The 25,905-nt window shown below is 38.6% G+C and carries 20 protein-coding genes; 7 read left to right on the plus strand and 13 right to left on the minus strand.

The features are described from left to right. Nucleotides 1-89: 89 nt before the first annotated feature. Nucleotides 90-3,422: a DNA polymerase III subunit alpha gene (gene dnaE, locus IGI37_RS10105; protein ID WP_438761623.1), complete on the minus strand. Its 3,333-nt coding sequence runs from the start codon at nt 3,420-3,422 to the stop codon at nt 90-92. Nucleotides 3,423-3,530: 108 nt separating this feature from the next. Here dnaE and IGI37_RS10110 point away from each other — a divergent pair, with 108 nt between their 5' ends. Continuing rightward, complete coding sequence (locus tag IGI37_RS10110) at nt 3,531-3,719, plus strand: YjzD family protein (RefSeq protein WP_438761625.1); 189 nt, start codon at nt 3,531-3,533, stop codon at nt 3,717-3,719. Between the two features lie 71 nt (nt 3,720-3,790). Here the strand turns inward: IGI37_RS10110 and IGI37_RS10115 are convergent, their stop codons facing one another. Together IGI37_RS10115 and IGI37_RS10120 are read right to left on the minus strand one after the other, a co-directional pair. Further along, a complete protein-coding gene (locus IGI37_RS10115; protein WP_438761627.1) occupies nt 3,791-4,987 on the minus strand; it encodes a multidrug efflux MFS transporter in 1,197 nt (398 codons plus the stop codon). Between the two features lie 226 nt (nt 4,988-5,213). Then, nucleotides 5,214-6,653: an NCS2 family permease gene (locus tag IGI37_RS10120; RefSeq protein WP_438761629.1), complete on the minus strand. Its 1,440-nt coding sequence runs from the start codon at nt 6,651-6,653 to the stop codon at nt 5,214-5,216. A 324-nt stretch (nt 6,654-6,977) separates the two neighbouring features. Between IGI37_RS10120 and IGI37_RS10125 the strand changes: the two genes are divergently transcribed. Then, nucleotides 6,978-7,784 carry a Cof-type HAD-IIB family hydrolase gene (locus tag IGI37_RS10125; protein ID WP_438761631.1) on the plus strand — a complete coding sequence of 269 codons (807 nt, stop codon included), beginning with the start codon at nt 6,978-6,980 and terminating at the stop codon, nt 7,782-7,784. Nucleotides 7,785-7,912: 128 nt separating this feature from the next. Here the strand turns inward: IGI37_RS10125 and asnB are convergent, their stop codons facing one another. Beyond that, entirely contained in the window at nt 7,913-9,808 is a 1,896-nt protein-coding gene (asnB, locus tag IGI37_RS10130; RefSeq protein WP_438761633.1) for an asparagine synthase (glutamine-hydrolyzing), read from the minus strand. A 374-nt stretch (nt 9,809-10,182) separates the two neighbouring features. Then, nucleotides 10,183-10,743, minus strand: a complete 561-nt coding sequence (locus tag IGI37_RS10135) for a TetR/AcrR family transcriptional regulator (RefSeq protein ID WP_438761635.1) — start codon at nt 10,741-10,743, stop codon at nt 10,183-10,185. 198 nt (nt 10,744-10,941) lie between these two features. On the opposite strand from IGI37_RS10135, the gene IGI37_RS10140 reads away from it, so the two are divergent. Together IGI37_RS10140 and IGI37_RS10145 are read left to right on the plus strand one after the other, a co-directional pair. Then, nucleotides 10,942-11,697 carry a threonine/serine exporter family protein gene (locus IGI37_RS10140; protein ID WP_438761637.1) on the plus strand — a complete coding sequence of 252 codons (756 nt, stop codon included), beginning with the start codon at nt 10,942-10,944 and terminating at the stop codon, nt 11,695-11,697. A gap of 12 nt (nt 11,698-11,709) precedes the next feature. Then, complete coding sequence (locus IGI37_RS10145) at nt 11,710-12,168, plus strand: threonine/serine exporter family protein (RefSeq protein WP_438761639.1); 459 nt, start codon at nt 11,710-11,712, stop codon at nt 12,166-12,168. 152 nt (nt 12,169-12,320) lie between these two features. Here the strand turns inward: IGI37_RS10145 and IGI37_RS10150 are convergent, their stop codons facing one another. Further along, nucleotides 12,321-13,673, minus strand: coding sequence for an Nramp family divalent metal transporter (locus IGI37_RS10150; protein WP_438761641.1), 1,353 nt, complete (start codon nt 13,671-13,673; stop codon nt 12,321-12,323). A 312-nt stretch (nt 13,674-13,985) separates the two neighbouring features. On the opposite strand from IGI37_RS10150, the gene IGI37_RS10155 reads away from it, so the two are divergent. The 3 genes from IGI37_RS10155 (at nt 13,986) to IGI37_RS10165 (ending at nt 17,857) form a co-directional block, all read left to right on the plus strand. Next, complete coding sequence (locus IGI37_RS10155) at nt 13,986-14,582, plus strand: TVP38/TMEM64 family protein (protein ID WP_438761642.1); 597 nt, start codon at nt 13,986-13,988, stop codon at nt 14,580-14,582. 511 nt (nt 14,583-15,093) lie between these two features. After that, a complete protein-coding gene (locus IGI37_RS10160; protein ID WP_438761644.1) occupies nt 15,094-16,890 on the plus strand; it encodes a glycerophosphoryl diester phosphodiesterase membrane domain-containing protein in 1,797 nt (598 codons plus the stop codon). Between the two features lie 817 nt (nt 16,891-17,707). Then, complete coding sequence (locus tag IGI37_RS10165) at nt 17,708-17,857, plus strand: hypothetical protein (protein WP_438761645.1); 150 nt, start codon at nt 17,708-17,710, stop codon at nt 17,855-17,857. A gap of 157 nt (nt 17,858-18,014) precedes the next feature. Here the strand turns inward: IGI37_RS10165 and fucO are convergent, their stop codons facing one another. The 7 genes from fucO to IGI37_RS10200 all read right to left on the minus strand — a co-directional run bounded on the left by fucO (nt 18,015) and on the right by IGI37_RS10200 (nt 25,903). Next, a complete protein-coding gene (gene fucO / locus IGI37_RS10170; RefSeq protein WP_438761646.1) occupies nt 18,015-19,166 on the minus strand; it encodes a lactaldehyde reductase in 1,152 nt (383 codons plus the stop codon). A gap of 164 nt (nt 19,167-19,330) precedes the next feature. Further along, a complete protein-coding gene (gene rhaM, locus IGI37_RS10175) occupies nt 19,331-19,642 on the minus strand; it encodes an L-rhamnose mutarotase (RefSeq protein ID WP_438761647.1) in 312 nt (103 codons plus the stop codon). 12 nt (nt 19,643-19,654) lie between these two features. Then, on the minus strand, nt 19,655-20,482 hold the full coding sequence (gene rhaD, locus IGI37_RS10180; protein ID WP_438761649.1) for a rhamnulose-1-phosphate aldolase: 828 nt from the start codon (nt 20,480-20,482) through the stop codon (nt 19,655-19,657). Nucleotides 20,483-20,537: 55 nt separating this feature from the next. Further along, nucleotides 20,538-21,821 (minus strand): L-rhamnose isomerase, encoded by a 1,284-nt coding sequence (gene rhaA, locus IGI37_RS10185; protein WP_438761651.1) that lies wholly within the window; start codon nt 21,819-21,821, stop codon nt 20,538-20,540. Then, nucleotides 21,822-23,288 (minus strand): rhamnulokinase, encoded by a 1,467-nt coding sequence (gene rhaB, locus IGI37_RS10190; protein WP_438761653.1) that lies wholly within the window; start codon nt 23,286-23,288, stop codon nt 21,822-21,824. A gap of 275 nt (nt 23,289-23,563) precedes the next feature. Further along, nucleotides 23,564-24,400 (minus strand): sugar phosphate isomerase/epimerase family protein, encoded by an 837-nt coding sequence (locus IGI37_RS10195; protein WP_438761654.1) that lies wholly within the window; start codon nt 24,398-24,400, stop codon nt 23,564-23,566. Nucleotides 24,401-24,607: 207 nt separating this feature from the next. Further along, entirely contained in the window at nt 24,608-25,903 is a 1,296-nt protein-coding gene (locus IGI37_RS10200; protein WP_438761656.1) for a TRAP transporter large permease, read from the minus strand. Nucleotides 25,904-25,905: the final 2 nt, after the last annotated feature.

Consider the following 25,905-nt stretch of genomic DNA (forward strand, 5'->3'; position numbering starts at 1 on the left):
TGTATTTTACCATTAAAACAGCAAAATGTCTTGGGAAATAAATAAAAAAATGAAAAATATTGAAAACGCGTAGTAAATTTTACCGTAAACTATCTGAAAACGACATTTCCTTCACCTAATATATAGCTTAATTGATTTTTCACTTCTTGGCTATCTTCTAGCCAATTTTCGGCACTTAACCCAATTTTTTTCCCACTTTGTTCAAAGAAAATAATGATTGGCACCAATCCTTTATTTTTCCGAAACACTTGTTTTAGCTGCGTCATGACTTCTGGTTGGTCTTTTTCAGCGGTCACGCGCAGATAACAGGTCTCTTTACTGATTGCCTTATCTGCTTCATCAGCCAGCTGAATCGTTTCTGCCAACACCTGTAGCTCTTGGTTGTACGTACTTTTTTCAACTTTTCCCGAAACAAGAATAACTAGATTTTCTTTTAAAAAGGTCCGACTCATCCGATAAGTTTTTGGAAAAACCGTCAACGAAACTTCCCCACTGACGTCGTTACCCTCTATAAAAGCCATCTGCTCGCCTTTTTTGGTCCGAATCTCCCGAATACTTCTGATATACACCAATAGATGAACGGTTTGCCCTGGTGAGATATCTGCAATGGGTGTGACTTGTTTTGCCAAATGAATCCGCTCGTAGTTTTCAGTTGGATGCCCCGATAGATAGATACCAAGATACTTATCCTCTAACTCCAGTCTTTCTTCAAGCGTATAATCATCAATTTCTTCTTCTTTTAAACTAAGAATGTCCAACAGACTCTCACTGCCACTGCTAAACAAAACGTTTTGAATTTTCCCTTCAACATCTTTTAATAGCTGCCTTCTGTTTGGTGTCAACTCATCAAACACGCCAATCGAAATTAAAGGTTCTAGATACTCGATTTTCAACCATTTTTTATCGAGTCGAAGTAAAAATTGATCCACACTTTTATAACTTCCAGCCGCTTTTCTTTCTTCTACTATCGCTTGAATAAAATCGCGTCGAATCCCTTTGATGCCACTAAAGCCAACTAATAATTGGTTCTTTGATTTAACTGTAAAGCTATAGTTACTTTGGTTAATCGAAGGCGGGACAATTTCCAGCTTATGTCGTTTGGCTTCACTAATATACTCTTTCATTTTGGTTGAATGATGTCGTACGGAATGAAGTAACGCGCCATAAAAAGGGGCTGGATAATGAACTTTTAAATAAGCCATCTGAAACCCTACAAATGAATAGGCAAAGGCGTGCGACCGGTTAAATCCATAATCAGCAAAACGTTCAATATAATCGTAAATCTGATTGGCTTTTTCCTTTGTATGCCCCTGCTCAACAGAACCTGACACAAAGTTTCGTCGCTGTTCATCGAGAACTTCTTTTTTCTTTTTACTAATCGCTCGCCGTAAAATATCTGCCTGCCCCAAACTGAAACCAGCCATTTTCGAAGCAACCTGCATAATCTGCTCCTGATAAACGATGATTCCATAGGTGTTCGAAAGAATTTCTTTTAGGCTATCATCTAGGTAATTAATTGGTTCTTGGCCCTTCTTTCGCCGGACAAACGCATCGATGTTTTGCATCGGACCGGGTCGATAAAGGGCATTTACTGCAGCGATGTCTTCAATCGTCGTCGGGCCAAGCTTACGTAATACGTTTCTTATCCCCGCTGATTCAAATTGGAAAACGCCTGAAGTCTCGCCTTTTTGAAAAAGAAGCAATGTTTCAGGGTCATCTAAAGGAATTTTTTTAAGCTCGACTTCTTGATGGTACACTCGTTTAATCGATTTTAATGTATTATCAATAATCGATAAGTTTCGCAAGCCTAAAAAGTCCATTTTCAACAGACCCACCGTTTCAACATCTGTCATTGTAAACTGTGTTAAAAATATTCCATCCGTTCCTTCTTGCAATGGAACTAACTCCAACAAGTTTTGGTCACTAATCACCACACCTGCCGCATGCGTTGAGACATGACGAGGAAGTCCTTCTAGTTGTTGAGCCGTCTGATACAACAGTTGATTTTGAGGACTTGTATTCACAAGCTCAACAAATCGTTGGGATTCATCGTAGGCCTTCGCTAAGGTCATTTTCAGTGCGTTAGGAACAGCTTGTGACCAACGATTTGCTTCACTTTGAGACAGACCAAAAACTCGAGAAACATCTCGTAAAACCATCTTAGCAGCCATCGTTCCAAAGGTTGCAATTTGAGCCATATGGTACTGACCATATTTTTCTTTCACATAATGAAGCACTTCTTCTCGCCGATTATCTGGAATATCCAAATCAAAATCGGGCATTGTATAACGCTCTGGATTCAAAAATCGTTCAAACAATAGATTGTATTGAAGCGGATCGACATCGGTAATTGACAAAACGTACGCCACAAGGGAACCCGCCCCAGAGCCACGACCTGCACCGGTCACAATCTGGTTCCTATGAGCAAAATCCATCACATCCCAGACAATTAAAAAATAATCATCAAAGCCCATTTGATGAATAATTCCAAGCTCATACTCGAGCCGTTTGTAATAATCATCTGTCAAGTTCTCAATACGTCCTTCAATCCGTTCAAGGCATAGATTTCTCAAATACACATGGGGTTCTAACTCTTCTGGGACTGGATAATGAGGCAAGAGCTTTTGATGCAAAGGCAACTCTACTTGACACGCATGAGCAAGCTCCATCGCATGAGTTACAGCTTCTTGCCACCCTTGAGTCAAAAATTCTTGTTTTTTAATCGATTCCAAGACCAAATAATCAGTGCCTTCTACCAATGCTCGCTGACCCTTACCACCTTCTAGCTGAGTTCCCGCTTGAATATGTCGCATAACTTCAATCGCAAAAGCTTCAGAGGGCTCTAAATAGCGCACTTCATGAATAGCTAGTGGACAAATACCCTGTTCTTTTTGTAACTCAAGCCATAGTGATGACTTCAGTGGTTGCTCTTGATTATGATGTGTCGTAACTCCTGCATAGACACTTCCTGTTTCAAATAATGCACACACTTCTTTTAAACGAGCAAGAGCTTTCGGATATTCTTCCTCATCCAAATTGGAAAATTCATTTTCTTCGGGAATGACTGCAAAAAGATTGGCGAGTAACTCTTTATGTTCTTCTAGGTAAAGTACACCTGTAGTCATTTTAAAACTAGATAACTTCATTAAATGCTGATAGCCTGTATAGTTTTTGGCATATAACAATATGCCATGCGACCGCTCGGTTACCTTTGATTCATAATCAAGCCATAAACCAAAAATTGGTTTGATCTCTGCTCTTTGACAAGCCTGAAAAAATTCAACTGCCCCATGCATAGTATTTTTATCTGTAATAGCAAGCGTTTGATAGCCTCGCTTCTTGGCTTCTTCTACATATTTGGGGATTCTCACTGTACTTTGCAGTAAAGAATACGAAGTAACTGTACATAATTGTGGAAACAAGCGCTAACGCCTCCTTTTATTTTATTTATCGAGGGAAAAACATCATTCGGATTTCTTTACATTTTCAGAAAATATGCTACACTCATAAGTAGAAAAGAGGTGTTCTTCATGCGTTATATCGTGACTTTATTCTGGGCGTTTATGTTAGGTCAGGTTGTCAGCTATATCGGTAGTGCCTTAACACATGGAACTTATAATTTCGTACTTACAACAATTGTCTCACTTCTTACAGGCTTATTCGTTATTCTTGTGGGAATTATCTCACAACCGGCTAAAGAAGTAGCACACAAACATTAAAACTTTTGCTTTCAACATAAGAAAACCAGTTACATTTTTATTGTAACTGGTTTTTTTTTCTTTTCAACTGTTTAAAACTTACTACGCATCATTTTTCTAAAATTAAAGGTCGATAAAATGATATTGGCCAATACAAAACAACTCGTTACAAGAAAGACCGAACTGTAGCCCATTGAGTGAGCAACTGTTGAACCAACCATTGGACCTAATACTTGTCCGAAGTTACTAAACATTTGGTTATAGCTGTAAATTCTACTGACTCCCACTTCTGGTGTAATTTTCCCAATCAAGGTGTTAATTGAAGGCATCAAAGCCCCTGTTGAGAAACCTAAAATGAAGCGTAGCACCCCTAGTTGAAATGGTGTTTTGACAAACGCCATCGGAATGAAACAGAAAAATGACAAAACTAAGCCGGCTAATAAGACCTTGTGATTACCGATTTTATCCCCCAGCTTCCCTAATGTTGGCGAGGAGATTACCGCCGAAACCCCAGCGACTGAAACAATCAACCCGCTAACAAAAAGAATGTTCCCTGAGTCACCACTTAACGAACGAATATAAAGAGTTAAAATGGGACTGATACTCGTCACACCCAATTGGAGAATTAAAGTAGTTACAAACAAACCAATTAAAATTGAGACATTGTCCATTTTCGCAAACAACTCTTTGGTTCCGACCATCTCGCTTTTTTCAACTGGATGAAAATCTTCCTTCACCATAAAAATAGTCAATAAAGTCGTAATCAATAAGACAGATCCTGTAATAATAAAGACATTTTCCATGCCGAATAATTGCGCTAAAGCCCCACCCATAGATGGACCAATTAAGTTACCGGCAACAGCTCCCGTCGATAACGTCCCCAGTGCCCAGCCACTCTTTTCTCTCGGTGCTTGTGAGGCAATCATGGCTGTCGCATTAGGAATATAACCTGATAAAACGCCATTAAAAAAACGCATAATTAGTAACCAGTACACATTAGGAACAAAGGCCAACGACCCCATAGTAATTGTCATCCCCGCTGCAGCACGAATCATCATAATTTTGCGTCCTTTTCGATCGGCAAGATTCCCCCAGATGGGTGCGACAATTGCTGCTGCAAAAGCCGTCACAGAAATGGCTAATCCTGAAAATAATTCAACTTGATTCTTTGGCGTTCCTAATTGTTCTACATATACAGGAATAAACGGCATCACCAAACTAATGCTCGCACCTGTAAAAAAACAGCCGAGCCAGGCCACCATTAAATTTTTCTTCCACTCTATTTTCATAGCTTCATCCCTCTCACAACTTAACTATACCCTATTTTTGAAAAGAGTTACATTCAAAACAGTCAAAGAACAGAAAAATTTTGAGTAAAATGAAAAAAATGCCTTTTAATTGATTGATTAACTTAGTTAATTTTTATCGTTACAATCTCTCCTAAATTATTTTTTCATTAGGAACAAAAAAGCACCCCCTCAGTTTAAAACCAAGGAGGCGTAACATGAAGTTAATCTATACTATTGTAGCTAAAATAATAAAGTTTGCAATAAATAAGATATTGACGACCCAAATAATTGGTGAAATTTCGTTGATTTTTCCTTTTGCAATTTTAACCACCGCGTAGAACAAGAAACCTGCTGCAATTCCGTATGAAATGCTATAGCAAAGCCCCATAAAAATAGAAGCAAAGAACGCTGGCACAGCTTCTTCCAAGTCTGTCCACTCAATATCCTTGAATGAAGCTAACATCATCACCCCAACAAGAATTAATGCAGGTGCTGTTGCTTGAGCTGGCACGATAGCAATTAGTGGTGAGAATAAGCTGCTTAATGCAAACAACGCAGCAACCACGACAGAAGTTAACCCTGTACGTCCACCTGCACCAATCCCTGCTGCTGATTCTACGTAAGTCGTTGTATTTGAAGTTCCGAACACCGCTCCAACAGAAGTCGCAATCGCATCTGCAAACAAAGCTTTGTCCATTTTAGTTGTAAAACCTTTACTATCTTCCAACGCAAGTTCGTCTTCTTTAGAGAAAATTCCTGTACGACGACCTGTTCCGATAAACGTTCCAATTGTATCAAATGTATCAGATAAACTAAACGCAATAATTGTCATTAACACTTGTGGAATTTTTGAAGAGTCACTGAATAATGACTGCATACCATCTGCTCCAAAAGCGGCCCCAAAAGTTGTTCCTAATTCTTTAATTGAGTTACCTAATGAATTTTGTTGCCATTGGATAGCACCTAAATCAACTACGCCCATCAAAATTCCGATAATCGTTGTTCCAACAATCCCGATTAAAATGGCCCCACGAACATTCATCACCACTAAGACAGTCATCAAAATTAAACCAATCACTGCAAGTAAAATTGGCGCATTATTAAAATTCGCTAAAGCAGGTACAACCCCACTATTCATTGTTACATTAACGGCCTTGTCTCCATCAACAATTGAGCTAGTGATTGCTGATTGATCTGCAGAAAATGAAAGTAACCCGGCATTTTTGATTCCCACATAAGCTACGAAAATCCCAATTCCTCCGCCGATAGCATGTTGTAAACTTTCTGGAATGGCTTTGATAATCATTTTACGAATCTTGGTCACTGTGATTAAGATGTTAATCATCCCACAAAGGAAAACCATCGCCAAAGCTTGTTGCCATGTGTAGCCTAAAACAGTTACTACTGTAAAGGTGAAAAAGGCATTTAAGCCCATTCCTGGTGCTTGTGCGTAAGGAACGTTCGCAAATAGTCCCATCACAAGTGTCCCGATAACTGACGCAATAATTGTTGCTAAAAAGACAGCTTGAAACGGCATACCTGAAATAGATAAGATAGACGGATTGACGAATAAAATGTAACTCATCGCAAAGAATGTTGTGACCCCCGCCATGACCTCAGTTGAAACTTTTGTACCATTCTCTTTCAATTTGAAAAAATTTTCCATGAAAATTTTCCACTCCTCAATATTTTTTGATGGAAGAACTCATTTTAAAAATAAATAATTGCAAATTTCGTTATTCCACCGGACAAATACAAATTATAGTGAGTTTTTTAAAATATTTCAACGTTTTATTAAACAAAAACAGAAATCCTCTTTCTAATGTTCGTGTTTTGCCATTAGGAACTTTAAACAATTTCTCTTTTTTATGAAAACAAATGAAAAAGAGAGATGAATTTTGTGTAGTCAAACTTGCCAAATTACGCAGATATGCTAGACTTAAACAACACTCTTTGATCGGTAGTTAGAATTAAAAGGAGGTTTTCAACTATGAATCAAAAATTAATCGCCATTGATTTAGATGGTACAACTTTAAATAATGACTCAAAAATTTCAGTAAAGACAGCTGCCACGCTTAAAAAAGCCATGGCTTCTGGACATTACGTTAGCATTGCTACTGGCCGACCTTATCGTATGAGTCATCAGTTTTATAAAGAATTGAACTTAAAAACACCCATGGTCAACTTTAACGGCGCACTCGTGCATCTTCCCGAACAACAATGGGCAGGAGAACGAGAAACCTTAATCAAACGAGAAATTGCGTTTGATATTCTCGCTCAAAAACAAACCCTAAATTTGGATTTTATTGCAGCTGAAAACAAAGAGACCTTTTTTATCGATAGTTTTGAGTTTTATGATGCAAAACTTTTTTCTGCTCCTGCGACACAAAGTAATCTTCTCTCAACTAAAAATATGACAACTGACCCAACTTCACTACTCGTTCGCACACAACCACAATACGCCAAACAGGTTTCTGAGTCTTTAAGTAATCAATATGGAGAATTTGTAGATGTTCGTACTTGGGGTGGCCCTAACGCCATCTTAGAAATTGTCGCTAAAGGGATTCAAAAAGCAAAAGGCGTTCACGAAGTAGCCAGCTACTTAAACATCTCTAGAGAAAATGTCATCGCGTTTGGTGATGAACATAACGATTTAGAGTTATTAGAATACGCTGGGTGGGGCGTTGCTATGTCTAATGGTACAGATGAGTTAAAAAAAGTCTCGAATGATATCACTGAAAAAACAAACCAAGAAGATGGTTTAGCCGAGTATTTGGAAAATTATTTATCTTTATAATCGAACGACCATTATATCGTACTAAGAGAGGCTGGGACATAACTTCATACGTTATGTCCTAGCCTCTCTTTATCCGAATAAACGGTGGGTACAGAAGCAACTCCTGTCCCAACCTCTTTTAGTATTTATTAAACAACTTCATACTCAATCGTTTCTGTTGTTGGAATTTCTTCATCAATAAAGAACACTTTGTACCAAGTTAAGAAGCTAAAGATTGTCCAAATCTTTCTTTGCTCTTCTCTTTTCCCATCACGATGATCGTTTAGTAACTGCATAATTTTCTCTTGATTGAAAAATTCTTTGGCAAAGTCTGCTTCAAACAATTCGCGGACTTGTTGGTAGCCGTGGTCTTCTTTAAGCCAAACTTTAATTGGTACTGGGAAGCCTAACTTCACTCGGTTTGACCATTCCTCTGGTAAATGACGGTTGGCTGCTTGACGGAAAATATCCTTCGTATTGTTTTGGTTTAGCAAATATTTACTTGGAATTTGTTGGGCCAAACGCATCAATTCAACATCTAATAACGGCACACGTAATTCCAATGAACTAGCCATCGATAACTTATCTGCCTTCAATAGAATATCTTTTGGCATCCATTGATGAACATCGACATATTGCATCTTGTTGACTTCGTCTTGAATAGCTTCGGTTTTAGCAAAATGTGGCGCCATAATTTCTGCAACAGAAGGCCCTTTTGCATAATCTGGCTGTAAGAAATCAACTGATTCTTTTTCATCAAAGACCTTCGCATGACCAATAAAATATTCTTTGGCCGGTGCCAATGATTCGTATAAATGAATTCTTCCGTGGAAGTTTTTCATCTTGCCTATTTTTCTACCTAAGCTATAACGTGTTCCTTTTGGTAATTTCTTCAATCCTTGTGCTAACACACGGATTGCTTTTGAGTTTGTATGAAAACCATATGTTTGATAGCCAGCAAATAATTCATCTGCCCCTTCACCTGATTGAACAACGCGAACGCTTTGTGCAGCCAAGTTAGCTAAAAAATACAGGGGTACACAAGAAGGATTCGAATCCGGTTCATCTAAATGATATTGAATTAATGGGAAAGCTTTGAATGACATATCGCCATCGATAACCGCCGCTGTATTATCCAATTCTAACATCTTCGTTAACTTACGTGCTTCAATTGCTTCGTTATACGTCTTGTCATCAAAACCAATAGAAAACGAATGGTCTGGTCGTAACACAGACGCCACATAACTAGAATCGACCCCACTAGATAGGAAAGAACCCACTTCAACGTCACTAATTTTGTGTGCTGCAATTGACCCTTGCACGGCTTCATCAATTGCTTGAATCCACTCTTCTTTTGTCTTGTTTTCTTTTTGTTCAAAGTTGGCATCCCAATACTCTTTAATCGTCATTTTTCCATCTTTGTAAATGAAATAATGGCCTTCTTGTAAACGATGCACACCTTTAAAGAACGTTTCTCCGTTTAACGGTGAATATTGAAAGGTCATATAAGGTTTCAAGGCATCTTTGTTTAACTCTTTGTTAAAGTCAGGATGTGGTAAAAAGCTCTTAATCTCTGAACCAAACATAAAGGTGCCATTCATTTCTGCATAATAAAAAGGTTTGATTCCAAAGAAGTCACGTGCGCCAAATAACTCTTCTTTCTCTGTGTCCCAAATAACAAACGCAAACATCCCACGAACTTTTTGTAAAATATCTGTTCCCCACTCCTCGTAACCATGCAAAAGAACTTCCGTATCTGCATGCGTCGTAAAGACATGCCCTGCTTGAATTAATTCTTCACGTAAGGGTTGGTAGTTATAAATTTCTCCGTTAAAAATAATGATTTTTGTCCGGTCTTCATTATAGATGGGCTGCGTTCCACCCTCCAAATCAATGATACTTAGTCGACGAAAGCCTAGTGCGACATGCTTATCCACATAACTTCCTGAACTATTGGGGCCACGATGCACAATCCGGTCCATCATACTTGTAACAATTTCTTCTTTACGATCTTTTGTATTTACAAAGCCAACGATTCCACACATTACTTTTGTCCACTTCCTATTCTATCTTCCTAATAATTTAAAACGAGGCTATCAATACACTCGTTTTAATTTTGTAAAAAAGACTCACTTTAATGGTAAGTTCTTTTGTTTTTCGTTTTACAAATTAAATCCTCTTACTAAAGTACCACCTTTCAAAAAAATTTTCTACCATTCTCAGATTTTTTTTAGGTAAATAAAAAACTTTCCAGCAATTACTGGAAAGTTTTTCGCATCAACAAGTAAGAATCTATCCCTCAATTCAAAAGCAAGTAACTTTTCGGCCCCTCTTTTTCCCCAATAAAAGACAGTCAAAATGAATTGTTTCTGCTTCTTGTTGACGGGGGTTCCTAACTAGCTTTATGACAGGTAGCTAGCTACTTGGTTGTTTCTTTCAGTTCGACTATATTAGAAATCGTTCGTTTAATTAATGAAATGATTTGGTCTTGTGTTGGATTAATGCTTCCTGATGAAGTCAAAGAAGCAAGCCCTGTCACAACTACCCAAGTTCCTGTATGCAAGGTCTCTATTTGCTCGTTTGTTAGATTTGCATATTGCGGATCATTTTCAATGATTGAAGAAAAATAGCTGAAAGAAAAATCATGCATTTTCTTTCCTCCACCCTCTTCATCAACAAACAACGCTAAATAAAGATTGTGATCATTTTTAGCAAAATCAATGTAATTTAAACCTAAATCTACAACTTTGTCTCCTGTTCGTGGGATTGGAAAAATCTCATCTTTTAGCTCTATAAAAATCATTTCTAAGAGCTCATTTTTAAGATCCTCCATGTTTTTAAATTCCAAATAGATCGGCTGAGTAGAAATACCCATTCTTTTAGCAATATTCCTAGCCGTAAATCCAGCAAATCCTTCAGTAGAAACAACATCATAAGCAGCTTTCAATATTTGTTCTTTCGTATAGATTTTCCGACGCATGCGGATTCTCCTCTCTCTCTCGAAAAAATAATAGTTATTATTCATTTTCGTTTTTTTATTCTAACTGAACACGCATTCCTTTTGCAAACGAAACACACTATTGGTTATTTTTTATTTTCTAACATAAAACTCTTGGTCCTTGATTCACTCACATGCTACACTACGTCTATATCATTTAGCAAAGGAGATGCACTTTTATTGAGTTCGACCGCACATCAAGAATTAGTTTTAGATACTTGCTTACTGGCTGGAAAGATTATGACTGAAGGTGGCTCTGAGGTTTACCGCGTTGAAGATACAATGAATCGTATTGCTACCAATGCAGGAGAAACCGACAGCGTCAGCTACGTAACAGCTACTGGTATTTTTGTGGGTTTACGTTCCAGTCATTGCAGTCAATTAGAAAATATCACCGAACGCTCTATTAATTTAGAAAAGGTTGCCGCAGTGAATAACCTTTCCCGTAAATTTGCTAACCAAGAGATCACCCTCTCAGAGCTTTACCATAGACTTTCACATATTGAAGAAGAGGCCCCCGACTTTACTCTTTCTTTACAAATCTTAGCGGCTGGAATTGTCAGTTGTACCCTGATGTACATTTTTGGTGGAACTTGGCTTGACTTCTTACCGACATTCCTTGTAGGAAGCTTAGGTTACTCGGTTTCTGTTTTAACAAAAAAATGGTTAGATGTTCGTTTTCTAAATGACTTCTTAGCCGCCTTTATTATCGGAGTTTCGGCCTACCTATTTGTTCACGAGAACATTGCTAACAGCATGGATAATATCATTATTGGGGCTGTTATGCCCTTAGTTCCTGGTGTTGCCATCACCAACTCATTCAGAGATATTTTAGCGGGCCATCTGATTAGCGGAATGGCTCGTGCCACTGAAGCACTGTTTGTTGCAAGTGCAATCGGCGTCGGAATTGCGCTTGTTTTTAAACTCTTCCTATAAAGGAGATAAATTATGGTACTTAATTTAATTTTACATGCATTATTTAGCTTTTTGAGCACAGTGACTTTCGGCATACTCACAAACATCCCTCGCCGCGCCTTAGTTTCGTGTGGACTAACAGGTGCTGTTGGGTGGATGATTTATTATCTCAGTCAACCACTTGGTACAGGTGTTGGATTGGCCAACTTTCTTGGGGCGATTGCGGTCGGCTTAATCAGTATCTTCTTTTCCCGCAAGAAAAAAATGCCGATGATTATTTTTAACATTCCCAGCCTAGTCCCACTTGTCCCTGGAGGTCCTGCCTACAAAGCAATCCGTGATTTCCTTCTAGGAGATACGCTTTCTGGAACCAAAAATGTCTGGTTGGTTATCGTAACAGCTGGCGCCATTGCTGGTGGTTTTATGGTGATTAGCTTACTGGAAAATCTCTACGGCAAATGGCTCAAAGCCCACGCAAGGACGCAAGCTTAAGAGGTAGGATTTCAGGACAATACTTAGGAAAAATCTTACGAAACTAAGGCTTAAAAAAGTGATGAACGAACAATTCCAATCAAGACTTGTTCGTCCACCACTTTTTTCTCACAGTAGATTATTCTTTTTCAACCGAGGTTCTTTGTTACAACCTAGTCTAATCCGACTAAGGTGCCATAAATCAGAAATAGATTTAATAGAGTCAAAGCAATCGCAATGATCCATGCCAATACTTTTACCCACATTGGATTAGCAAATTTACCCATCAATTTTTTATCACTGGTATAAATCGTCAATGGGATAATAGAGATAGGTAAAGCAATACTTAAAAACACTTGCGTATATAATAGTAGGTCTTCGACTGCCGTCTCACTTCCACCATACAAAATGACACAAATAATGACTGGGACAATCGCTAATAAGCGCGTTACTACTCGACGCATCCACAGCGGCATTTTCAAATGAATAAATCCTTCCATAACAATTTGCCCAGACAAGGTTCCTGTAATGGTCGAATTTTGACCTGAAGCAAGTAAGGCCACAGCAAACAAGATACTCAACACTGGACTAGCAATATTGCCCACGATTGAGGGGTCCTTTAGTGCATCATACAAGTCAACAAATTTCCCTAAGTCACTGTTCGTTCCGTAAAACAGAGCCCCACCGAGGATAAGTAATAAACAATTGACGATAAAAGCAACCGTCAGTTGGATATTCGAATCCCAGGTTGTAAAACGAATAGCTTTGGCAATTTCTGACTCATTGTTCCGATCAAATTTGCGTGCTTGAGCTATGGATGAATGTAAATACAAATTGTGCGGCATAACCGTCGCTCCAACAATCCCTAATGCTAAAAAGAGCATCGATTTATCAGAGGTAATCTTAGGATCAGGAATAAAACCACTTAAAACTTCCCCAATATTTGGATCTGCCAACGCCACTTCATAAGCAAATACAAAAAAAATCACAGAGATTAAAACTGCCACAATCGCCTCGATTTTACGAAATCCTAGCTTTGTCAATAACAAAAGAAGTAACACATCAAACGTGGTAATCAAAACACCAACTAATAAAGGAAGCCCAAATAACAACTGCAACGCTACTGCACCACCAATTACCTCAGCAATATCTGTCGCCATAATCGCAAGCTCGGTAATCACCCACAGCACCACACCCATTTTCTTTCCCGTATGCTGACGTGTCGCTTGTGCCAGATCTCGTCCGGTAACAATCCCCAATTTGGCCGCCATACTTTGTAAAAGCATCGCAATCAAACTCGATAATAAGATGACACTCAATAAGGCATATTTATATTCTGCACCCCCAGCAATTGAAGTAATCCAATTGCCAGGATCCATATAACCGACTGCAACCAATGCACCTGGTCCGCTATAAGCAAGCAATGTTCGAAGAAAACTTGCATTTTTTGGCACTTCTACCGTATTATTGATTTCTTCTAAACTTGGCCCATTGGCGTACTCCATTAATTTTTTTTCTTCTTTCATACTTCCACTCCTTGCAGCTATCAAACGGTTAGATTAATTATTTTTTTAGGCTAGCCGAAACATTCTAAAGCTAGTATATTCCTAAAAAAGAAATCTGTAAAATATTTTCTATTAAAATTTTCTAAATACGACTAAAGTTTGATGACGCCATCTCCAATTTGGCCTATACTCATAATCAGATAAGTTAAGGTGACACTCACCTTACAAAATTGTTCCTAGACGAATCAAGTAGGACATGGCAAAATAAGGATAGACTAATATAGAAGAAAATAAACGAATCGATAACCATACATAGATAAAGGAGATGAGAACATGAGCGTTGCAGCTTCTCGAAGAATTATAAATATCATATCAATTATTGGTATAGGCGTCTCTATTGCCTTAACCATTTACTTCATAAACCTTGGTGTCTTCAAAGATATTAATGCCTTACGAGGATTAGTTGGCGACTCAGTCATCTTAGGGCCCATCATCTTTGTCTTAATCCAAATTTTACAAGTAGTTATCCCCATCATTCCTGGTGGGATTAGTAGTGCTGCGGGTGTCTTAATTTTCGGCCCTACTGCTGGTTTCATTTATAACTACTTAGGAATTTCAATCGGGTCAGTGATTATTTTCTTACTCGGACGTCGCTACGGAAAACCATTTATTCTCTGTATGATTAGTGAGAAAACGTATAATAAATATATCGGGTGGTTAGACAACCAGAATCGTTTTGAAAAACTATTCGCTCTCGCCATCTTCCTACCGGTTGCTCCTGACGACGCACTTTGTTTGATGGCCGGTTTGACCAATATGTCAGTCAAAAAATTCACACTGATTATTATTCTAGCCAAGCCTGCATCCATTTTCTTGTATAGTCTAGCATTGATTTATGGTGGTACCTTCTTAACAGGATTATTAGGGTAGTTCTTCAATTAAACATACACTTATCGAGGTTGGGACAGAAGTGTTTAACTCCGAAAAAATAAGCTGAAATCCACGAAAATTGCTCTTCAAATTTTTGTGAATTTCAGCTTATTTCCGAACCTTCAACTCTAGCACGTTTCATGCGTAGAAGTTGTTGAGAGCGGAACAACGTCCTTCAATTCTTAAGGTGTTTCACCTTTAGAGATTGATGAGATCGGAGTCTTTTTGCGCAGTGAAGACCTTCAACTCTAGCATGTCCCATGCATAGAAGTTGTTGAGAGCGGAACGCAGTCCATCAATTTCTAAAGGTGTTCCACCTTTAGAAATTGATGGGGCGGAGTGCAGATGGAGTTGCTTCTGTACCCACCGTTTATTCGGGAAATAGGAGCATGGGCATAACTTTTTGAGTTATGTCCCATGCTCGTTTTTTTTCAAAAAATGAAAGAATCTCAGAGGTTAAAATGATTCTTTTGAGTATAAATGCGATAGAATAGGTTTGTAGGTGATGAAAATGAAATATTTAAAAAATAGTTTGATTAATACACGTGATTTTTTACAAAGTACCCAAGCATATTTTCGTGATGTGCTGTTAATGCATGGGCTTATCTTATTTATTGTCTTGCCGCTATTAGGGAGTACCACTCGGTTTATCTTAAGAAAGGGCGCCATAGATTATCTCTCCTATGATAATCTATCAATCATCCTGACGAGACATCCTGGCGTTTTGACGTCCCTCCTGTTGGTATTACTCTCGGTTTTAATACTTGTCTTTTTCGAATTTACGTTCTTACTACTGAGTGTTTATTTTATTAAGAAAAAACAACCCGTTAGTTTACAACAGCTATTGCGGATGACCCTTCTTCAAATGAAAAAAATTCGGCCAATAACCGTTTTATTTTTCTTGTTTTATTTTCTACTGATTTTACCGATTGGTGGATTAAGCTTTAATTCAGATTTACTCTCCAAAATTAAAATTCCAGCTTTTATCATGGATTTCATTTTCGAAAACCGTGTGATTGTCATTGTTGGGTTTGCGATGGGTTATCTCTTTTTAATTTATTTAGGCATTCGTGTCATCTTTGCTTTACCTGAAATGATTTTGAGAGACAGACGATTTCGCGCATCAATTAAAGAAAGCTGGCGTGTCACAAGAAGTCGCTTCTTTGCAATAATAGGACAGTTCGTGTTTATTGGTGGGATTATTATCTTACTCACCTCCGTCATTTTTATCCTAGTTATCTTCGCCCAAGGTTTATTCGAACAGTTTTTACCTGATTACGCATTAGCGAGCGCGGTGTTTGCGATGACTTTATTACAAGCTACTCTCCTTCTTAACATCGTCTTATCAACTGTCGGAATCTTCTATATTATTGTTGATTTTATGGATGATGAAGGATTTTTACCAGATATTCCTGACTGGTTTTATTTAGAGCCTGTTCGTAAGAGAAAATATACAACTGTAAAAATAGGCCTTCTTCTCCTGTTAACTATCTTATTTGGGATAGGCGTCGGGCTTTACAATACAGTTTACTTAACAAATGCTTCCACTATTCGACCTGTCACAGTCTCACATAGAGGTGTAAGTAATCGAAACGGTGTCCAAAATACGCTGACTGCGCTTAGAGAAACGGCCAAGCTAACACCTGACTATGTAGAAATGGATGTACAAGAAACTAAGGATCACCAGTTTGTGGTCTATCATGATTTTAATTTAAAAGCTCTTTCTGGCATCAATAAAAAGCCTCAAGAATTAACCTTAAAAGAGTTACAAGCTATTGAGCTCACAGAAAATGGAAAAAAAGCCTTTATTGTTTCCTTTGACGATTACCTTGCCGAAGCCAATCGTTTGAATCAAAAGCTAGTCATCGAGATTAAAACCACTCGTTTTGATAGTCCTGAATTAGTAAACAACTTCATTAAGAAGTATGAAAAAGACATTCTAACGCACCACCATTTGATACAAAGTCTCACCTATCAAACAGTGGCCGATTTAAAAACAGTCGTACCCGCATTTAAAGTAGGCTACATCCTACCCTTCAATATTGTCGGTCCACCTGTGACATCGGCTGATTTTTTAACAATGGAATACAGCACAATCAATCGAAACTTTATCGACTCGGCCCATGCGGATGGCAAAAAAGTCTTTGCTTGGACAGTCAATGACAAAGATGCCATGAACCGCATGATGTTTTATGGCGTAGATGGGCTGGTAACCGATCAAATGGACTTATTGAATCAGACAATCCACTCTTCAGAAGAAACGACCTATTCTGATAAATTAGTAAACTTTGTCCTAGGCGTTGGCTAAGACAAAGTTTGTGCGTTCCCCGTCAAATTGACGAGGTTGAGCATGGTACATAACTCAAAAAGTTATGCCCATGCTCCTATTTCCCGAATAAACGGTGGGCACAGAAGCAACTCCATCTTCACTCCGCCCCATCAATTTCTAAAGGTGGAACACCTTAAGAATTGATGGACTGCGTTCCGCTCTCAACAACTTCTACGCATGGGACATGCTAGAGTTGAAGGTCTTCACTGCGCAAAAAGACTCCGATCTCATCAATCTCTAAAGGTGAAACACCTTAAGAATTGAAGGACGTTGTTCCGCTCTCAACAACTTCTACGCATGAGACAGGCTAGAGCTGAAGATACGGTTTGCTGTAAAACACAATGAAGCATAAGCTGATGTTGCACAGTACTTACCCAGTTCTCGGAGTGAAACACTTCTGTCCGAATCTTTTTTATCTTTACTGTAATTACTGGTCGCACTACCGCTTAACTTACCTTCTTGCTTCTTTTGATTTTCCTTTCATTTAGGTGACAAATTTGTTCTCAAAGTGTAAACAGTCTGTTCGTGTATAAACCAGTGACTCGTTTTATACTAAATATATAAGAATAAGGAGGTGGAACACATGGTCATCATTCAAACGCTTGTTTTTTGCACATTAACAATTGGTTTACTTGTCGGTTTAAAAGAAACAAAATAACCAATGAAAATAATTTTGAAAATTTTCTAGAAAACCAATCAATAGCAAGTCCTTTTCTTTGTCTATCTGCGAATCGAGTGCTATATTAATCAGTGGAGTAAAGATCTCCTAAAAACAGAAACAAAGGAGGACGATTCAATGACTTTCACAAAAACAAACTTAGCCTATCGTGTAGCATTTGATAGTGTTAAAAATGAATTCATAGCGATTGATGCACGTAATGAAGCCAATATTGCGTATGGCATTACTATTGAAGAAGCGATTAAAGAATTGAAAAAACACATTTAAGGAGTGTACGAAGTTAAAATGAATACTTCCAGTTCGGATAATCAGTAAAAGGCGTCTGTAGAAACCCACTACAAGACGTCTTTTTTGTCTCCTCTAATTCCTAGACCACAAAAAAGACTAAGACACCTCAAGCGAGTATGCCCTAGCCTTTAAATTTTTACATCAAACTTTGGTATAATGCGATAATTTCTTCAACTGTCGCCTCTCTTGGATTACCCGGTGTGCAGACATCTTTAAAGGCATCTTGTGCGATTTGTGGAATATCTTCTGCTTTCACACCTAATTCAGAAATAGTTGCAGGAATCCCCACATCTTTACTTAGTTGGTCGATAGCCTCACAAGCCGCATCGCGAACTGCTTCAATACTCATTGTCTTAGCCCCTTCCAAACCTAAAACAATCGCAATTTCACGATATTTTTCGTCAGTAAAGTCTTTGTTAAATTTCATCACTGTTGGTAATAACGAAGCACAAGCTACACCATGAGGAATGTTGTACCACGCAGATAATGGATGCGCCATACCATGAACTAGACCCAATCCTACATTAGAAAAGCCCATACCCGCGATATATTGACCTAAAGCCATTTCTTCTCGGCCTGCTTGATCACCATTTACTGAGGCTCTCAATGAACGCCCGATAATTTCAATCGCTTTTATGTGTAACATGTCCGTCATTTCCCACGCACCTTTTGTGATAAATCCTTCGATTGCGTGTGTCATCGCATCCATGCCTGTTGCAGCAGCTAAAGCTTTTGGCATGCCCATCATCATATCACTATCAACAAATGCGACAATCGGAATATCATGGGGATCCACACAAACAAATTTACGATGATTTTCTTCATCAGTAATAACATAGTTAATCGTTACCTCTGCAGCCGTTCCAGAAGTCGTTGGAACCGCTAAAATTGGTAGACTTGGATTTTTTGTATCCGCAACTCCTTCCAAACTACGAACATCAGCAAACTCAGGATTTGTGACGATAATCCCAATCGCTTTTGCTGTATCGATAGGCGATCCGCCCCCGATAGCAATAATACAATCAGCATCCGCTTCTTTCACTGCGGCTACCCCATCTGTCACATTTTTAATTGTCGGATTTGGTACAATTCCATCATATGTGCTGTAGACAATTCCTGCTTCATCTAATAAAGCCGTTACTTTTGTTGCAACCTCAAATTTAATTAAATCTTTGTCCGTAATCACCAAGGCCTTTTTAAAGCCCCGTTTTTTTACTTCACCAGTAATCTCAGCAATTGCTCCTTTACCAAAATACGATGTTTCGTTTAAGACCATTCTGTTTACCATTGTTTGTTTTCCTCCTCATGTGTGTGTTTTCACAAATGTACTGACAAAAAAATATTCATCTTCCCACTCCGCTTGTTTTAGCAAAATGAGAAACACATCCGTCGAGGAAACGATTCTCCGTTTTCTTAGTTGAATCGTTCCTCAGCGGTTTGCTTCTATTCTTATTATAACTCAAAAACAGGAAATAAATCAGTGACTACAGGAGAATTATCTGGGTTTGTTTCCATAATATCTGCCATATAGTCCCACCACTTTTGGTTAATCTCTGTTTGAGCCGTCTGAGACCAGCGCTCTTCTTCTTGAATCTCAAGATAGCCAAACAAGGTACTCGTTTTAGCATCAAGGAAAATCGTGTAACTTAACGCACCATGTTCCTTTAACATTTGTTCCATCTCAGGCCATAACTCATCATGACGTCGTTTATATTCCTCGTGTTTGTCTGGATAGATTTTCATTTTTATAGCTTTTTTTATCATACCCGTTTGCCCCTATCTCGCTTTTAGGTAACCAGATTTGGGCTCAACGCCAAACGCATCTGCCAACGCCCATAGGTTTTCATCCGAAATCGTTTGCTTCACGCCTCCTTGTGCACAAACGTAGGTATAAACTTCTGCTGCTTTTTCTGCAGTTTCGATAAGTCCAAATACTTCGTCCATATCTTTACCCGCTCCATAAATACCATGTTGTGGCCATAAAACTAAACGTGTTTCTTTCATCTTGGCAGCTGTTGCTTCACCAATTTCATTCGTTCCAGGAACTAACCAAGGAATAATTGAGACGCCTTCTGGGAAAACTACTAAACATTCGGTACACATTTGCCATAAAGTACGAGTAAATTCTTTTTCAGATAATTCATGAGTGAAGCTCATTGCCAATAAATGACTGGCATGGTTATGCATGATAATTCGATTGCTAGGATCCACTTCTAAACGAGCAATGTGGCTCATAAAATGACTAGGTAGCTCACTTGTTGGCACCGCACCAAACTCTAAGCCCCATAATAACTCAACCGCTTTGCCATCTTGGCTGACGCGAACCACACCTAAATTTTCTGAAGGTGCATCGCAAACATTTTTGAAATATTTACCAGAGCCCGTAACAATAAAGTATTTACCCGCTAACTTACTACCGTCAAAAATCATCGGAATCGTTCTTACTACTTTTTTTGGATCAAGAAAAGGCAGAACTTCTTCTTCTTTCAGTAAATAAGAGATATTGCCCCCATTACGTTCATCCCAGCCTAAACGGTAAAGATTAGCCGTTGTTTTCACCATTTCTTGTACAAAAGGCGCGTTTAAAATATCTAATTTTTTCATTATATACTCACTCTCTCCTCTATTATTCTATGCTTCTCAACTGTTATTTAACGGTTTATGAAAATCGGCAGCTATCATTTTCTGCAGGTAATCCACGAGTACTCAAGACGTTTTTTTCATAATCCTTCACTTGTGGTAACCAATCTAACCCAACTGGCACGCCTTTTGTTTCACAGTAATAATCCCAAACATCGCCAAATGGGAAGTCTTTTAACTCTTCCACCATCGCTAGGCGTGTAGTGTAATCACCTGACAACTCGATTTCTTTTAACGAATCAGTCGGCTCAAGCATCGCCTTCATAATCGCTTTTTGAGTATTTCGTGTCCCAATTACCCACGCAGCAACGCGATTAATCGTTGCGTCAAAAAAGTCTAACCCAATATTTGTAATTGGCAACAAGTCATTACGAACTAATTCACGCCCGATTTCTTGAAGCTCATCATCCATAATCACCACATGGTCACTATCCCAACGAATTGGTCGGCTCACATGCAGTAAAATACCTTCGCTGAATAAAGAAAGAGAAGATAATTTATTTGAAATAACTTCCGTTGGGTGGAAATGTCCCGCATCTAAACAAACCAGTTTTTTACGTGTTAAACCATAGCCCATATAAAACTCGTGCGAACCAACTGTATAAGCTTCTGCACCAATCCCAAATAACTTACTTTCCACTGCATCTAACGTGTAGTTTTCGTCCAGCTCTTCAGCAAAAATTTCATCTAGTGATTCCATTAAACGTTTACGTGGTGCTAAACGATCGATTGGATTGTCCTTGAACCCATCTGGAACCCAAAAATTATTCACACAAACTTGACCCAGTTCTTTTCCGAAGTATTCCGCAACTTTTCTTGAACGTTTCCCATGCTCAATCCAAAAATCACGAACTTCTTTCTCTGCAGAAGCTAGCGTGAAACCATCTTTATACATTGGATGTGAAAAGAAGGTTGGATTAAAGTCTAGTCCTAAGCCTTGTTCCTTCGCCCAAGAAACCCATTTTTCAAAATGTTTTGGTTCAATTTCATTTAGATCGACTTTTTCTTCAGTATCAAGGTAGATTGCATGTAAATTTAATTTGTGGTCCCCTGGAATCATCGCGTAGGCCTGTTCAAGATCGTTTCTTAATTCTTCTGGTGTTCGAGCAACTCCTGGATAATTTCCTGTGACTGAGATACCGCCAGATAATTCATCATCACTCAAAAATCCTTTTACGTCATCTCCTTGCCACACGTGCATCGAGATTTTAACCTCATCCATTTTTTTCATTACCGCATCTGTGTCTACACCCAGTGCCGCATATTTCTTTTTCGCTTCTTCATATCTTTGTTTCCCTATCATTTAATTCGTCGCTCCTTTTAAAAATTTTTTATACTTCTCAATAATCGTTTGATCAAAGGCTTCTGGCTGATGAATGGATACACCAAAAGAATGCTGAATGACCTTTCTAGCTTCTTTCAAATCTGTAAAAATACCGGTTGTAATCATCTGTACTAAAATATTACCAATCGCCGTCGCTTCTCCTGGTCCAGCTTCAATCGTCACCCCAGTTGCATTGGCAGTTAATTGATTTAAAAAGCGATTATTTGAGCCCCCGCCAACAATGTGTAATTTATCAATTTTACGCCCGGTCCCGGTCAGTTCTTCCATTTTTTCAAGCTCAACGGCATAACACAAAGCAAGATTATCATAGATACAACGCGCAAGTTCACCAGCTGTTTTGGGAACCTTCTGTTGCGTTTTTTCACAATACTGCTGGATTGCTTCAATCATATTCTCTGGATTGAGAAAGCTGTCATCAAACACATTAATAAACTGTTGAAATGCTGGAGTCGCAGCTGCCATATCGGCTAGCTCCGCATAGCTGTATCGATATTCCTGCATACGAGCAACTTCTTGAATTAACCACATACCCATAATATTTTTCAAGAAACGAATCGTATTATGTGCGCCCCATTCATTCGTGTAATTTTCCAGAAAAGCTTCTCTTGAAACGTTAAATACCGTCGTTTCAACCCCTAATAATGACCACGTTCCACTACTAATGTAGGCCCAATCCTGGCCTTCTCCTGGTGTACCAATAACCGCTGAAGCTGTATCATGTGTTGCTACGGTTATAAAAGTCGCACACGGTAGGTCAAAGGTCGGGAATTTTTCTCTTTGTAATTCGCCTAACACCGTTCCTGAATCCGTTAGTGGTGCTAATTGTTTTTGGTTTAGCCCAACTAAAGACAAGAGCTCGTCATCCCAATTTTGTGCGTCCGGATTAAGTAGCTGCATAGTTGAGGCGTTCGTCTTTTCTGTGACGGCGTTTCCTGTAAAAACATACCCAAGATAATCGGGAATCAGCAATAATTTTTCTGCGGCTGCTAGCTTCTCTTTGTTTTCAACAAACAACTGAAAAATCGTATTAAATGGTTGAATTTGAATACCCGTCTTTTCATATAATTTTTCCATTGAGAACTGCTGAGAAAACTGTGTAATTGCTTGTTCTGTTCGTGCATCACGGTAAGAAATTGGCTCTTCCAATAATTCGCCCTCTTTATCCAACAAACAATAATCGACTGCCCATGTATCAATGCCCACATAACATTTAGTCGCGCCTGATTTTTTTACCTTTTCTAAACCCAGTAATATTTCATTCGTTAACTGGTGAATCGCCCAACGATTATGACCATCCTTCATGCGAAAACCATTCTTGAAACGATGAATCTCTTCCAAGGTGATTTGGCCGTTTTCTTGTCGTTCGCTTTTCATTAAACGACCACTAGACGCACCAATGTCTACAGCAATATAGGTTTCTGTCATCTTCCGCCCTCTCTTTCACTTTATTGATACAAATGAAGCGATATCATTCTTTTCAAATAAAATCGCTAACAGTAACTACTTACACAGTAATAATAGTCGGAAATCCGTTCAATTACATCACACATTTTTGATAGATAATTGCACTATATTGGTATTTATTTAAAAATAGCTGTCCTCAACTTCAGTAGCTCGACTCATCCATCAAGTCCACGAAGTTGAGAGCCAGAAATGATTGATCAAAGCTCGGCTATTTGCGCTCTAGTAATGAACACCTCCTATAATGAGGCAATCAATCGTTTCGCTTGTGCTATTTTTTCATCCTTGGTTTCTTCTAAAACGATATTTATCAATGGTTTGTTCTTATCAATAATCGCTAACAGTCCTTTGACATCCATCAGTCCTTCACCAACAGCTATTGGAACAATCTTGCCGTCTTCTATAACAAAATCTTTTAGATGAATCGCGACAATGTTTTCCCCGAAAAGAGTAAAGGCTTCTTGCAAGATACTTGTTTGCTCTGTGTAGTTTTCGGCTGTAATTAGATTCGTCGCATCAATTATCACACCCAAATAATCAGAACGAATGCGTTGTACAACTTCATTCATTTTCTCGACTGAATAAACTGGATGGTTGAGTCCAGGTTCAATACCGACCATCATGCCATGTTTTTCGCCACAATCGACCAATCGTTGAATAGAATCGACTGCCTGCTCAAAGGCTTCCTCCGTAAAGTTTTTTTCTGTATAAACAATTTCTTCTAAGACATTGCCTGTCTCTGAAGCTACCATGGACGCGCCAAAATATTTCGCATATTTCAGATAGCTTTCAAATTTCTGTAAGACTTCTTCGCGAATTTTTGGGTTAGGATGAATCATATTGATATAACAGCTCAAAATCGCAATTTGTACGTCTTGCTCCATAAACTTATTCTTCATATATGTGCCAAAGCCTGGTGATAGATTTTCTTTTCCACTTGATAAATCGGGAAAGGACATGGCTAACGCCAGTTGAACGTTGTGAATCCCGACTTCTTTTATTTTTTTAGGCAAGCTTGCGCTAACATAGGAATGATTACCAGATAAATCATGACCTCTAACCGTTAAATTATGCATATTTACCGCTCCTTTTTTTATTATCATTGGGTGATAAAACGGGAAACAGGCTACTGATAATCCGCAGATTATCGGTAGCCCTTGTTTTCAGTTTTTTTTAATTTATTGTCAAATCTCCCCCTTTTATCTATAAAAAGCTGCCTTTTCTGGTTATTGCGTAACTCTTCGCAAAAATTGGGGTGATTACGAAAAGTCGGTTATATCTGATTAAGAAGCAAGATTTGGCAGCCACATAACAATTTGTGGGAAATACGTAATTAAGAATAAAACAAATAATATAGCAGCATAGAACGGAACTAGTGGCTTCAGCATCTGCTCCGCTTTGACTCCACCGACACTGGCTCCGACGTATAATCCTGAACCTACAGGTGGTGTAATTGAACCCACACACAAATTCATGATAGCAAATAATCCAAAGTGAACAGGATCTACGCCCACACTTGTAACAACTGGTAAGAAAATTGGCGTGAAAATCATAATTGCTGGGCCCACATCCATGAACATGCCAACAATCAGTAACACAATATTGACTAATAATAAGATAATAAATTTGTTATCTGTCAAACCTAAGATTGCAGCACTAATTGCTTGTGGAATGCCAGTAAAAGCCATCGCAAATGACATCATGGAAGAAGTTGCTAATAAAAACGCAATCGTACCTGTCGTCAATACGGCATCTTTTAACATTTTTGGGATATCCTTAACAGTCACTGTCTTGTAGAAGAAAATAGCAATCAATAAAGAATAAGCGACCGCGATTGCTGAGGCTTCAATTGCTGTAAATAAACCGGACAAAATCCCGCCGATAATGATTACAATCAACATCACACTTGGTAAAGCTTCTTTTAAAACCGTTCCGACTGAACCTAATTCTGAACGACTAATTGTTTTATATTTATGTTTTTTGGCATGTAAGTACGCAACCACCATAATACTTAAGGCCCACAGTGCTCCGACTAAATAACCTCCTAAAAATAAAGAAGAAATTGATGCGCCACTAGCCACTAACGAATACATAATAAATGCTGTACTTGGAGGAATAACCATTCCTGTTGGTGCGGAAGCAATATTAGCCGCTGTCGCAAACTTGCGGTCATATCCAGCTTTAACTTGCTGAGGAATCAACACCCCACCAATAGCTGTTGATGCAGCAATGGCTGAACTTGACATAGAACCAAATAAAGCATTTCCTAGAATATTGGTATGCGCTAACCCACCAGGGACTCGACCTACAAACAACATCGCAAAATTCACGAGCTTTTCAGCTATCCCACCGCCGTTCATAATAATCCCCGAAAGGACAAAAAACGGAATCGCGACTAAAGAAAAACTATTTAAACTAGACACCATCTTCTGTGCAGAAGTAAAAACTGCAATATCAAATGGAACAACTAACAACAATGTTGCAATTGAGGAAACCGCAACACTAATCGCAATGGGCATTCCTAAAACTAACAATATGGCAAAAACAACGAATAAAATTAGACCTGCTTGTAACGCCATGA

Source organism: Enterococcus sp. AZ194 (assembly GCF_051713825.1).
Classification (GTDB): domain Bacteria; phylum Bacillota; class Bacilli; order Lactobacillales; family Enterococcaceae; genus Enterococcus_K.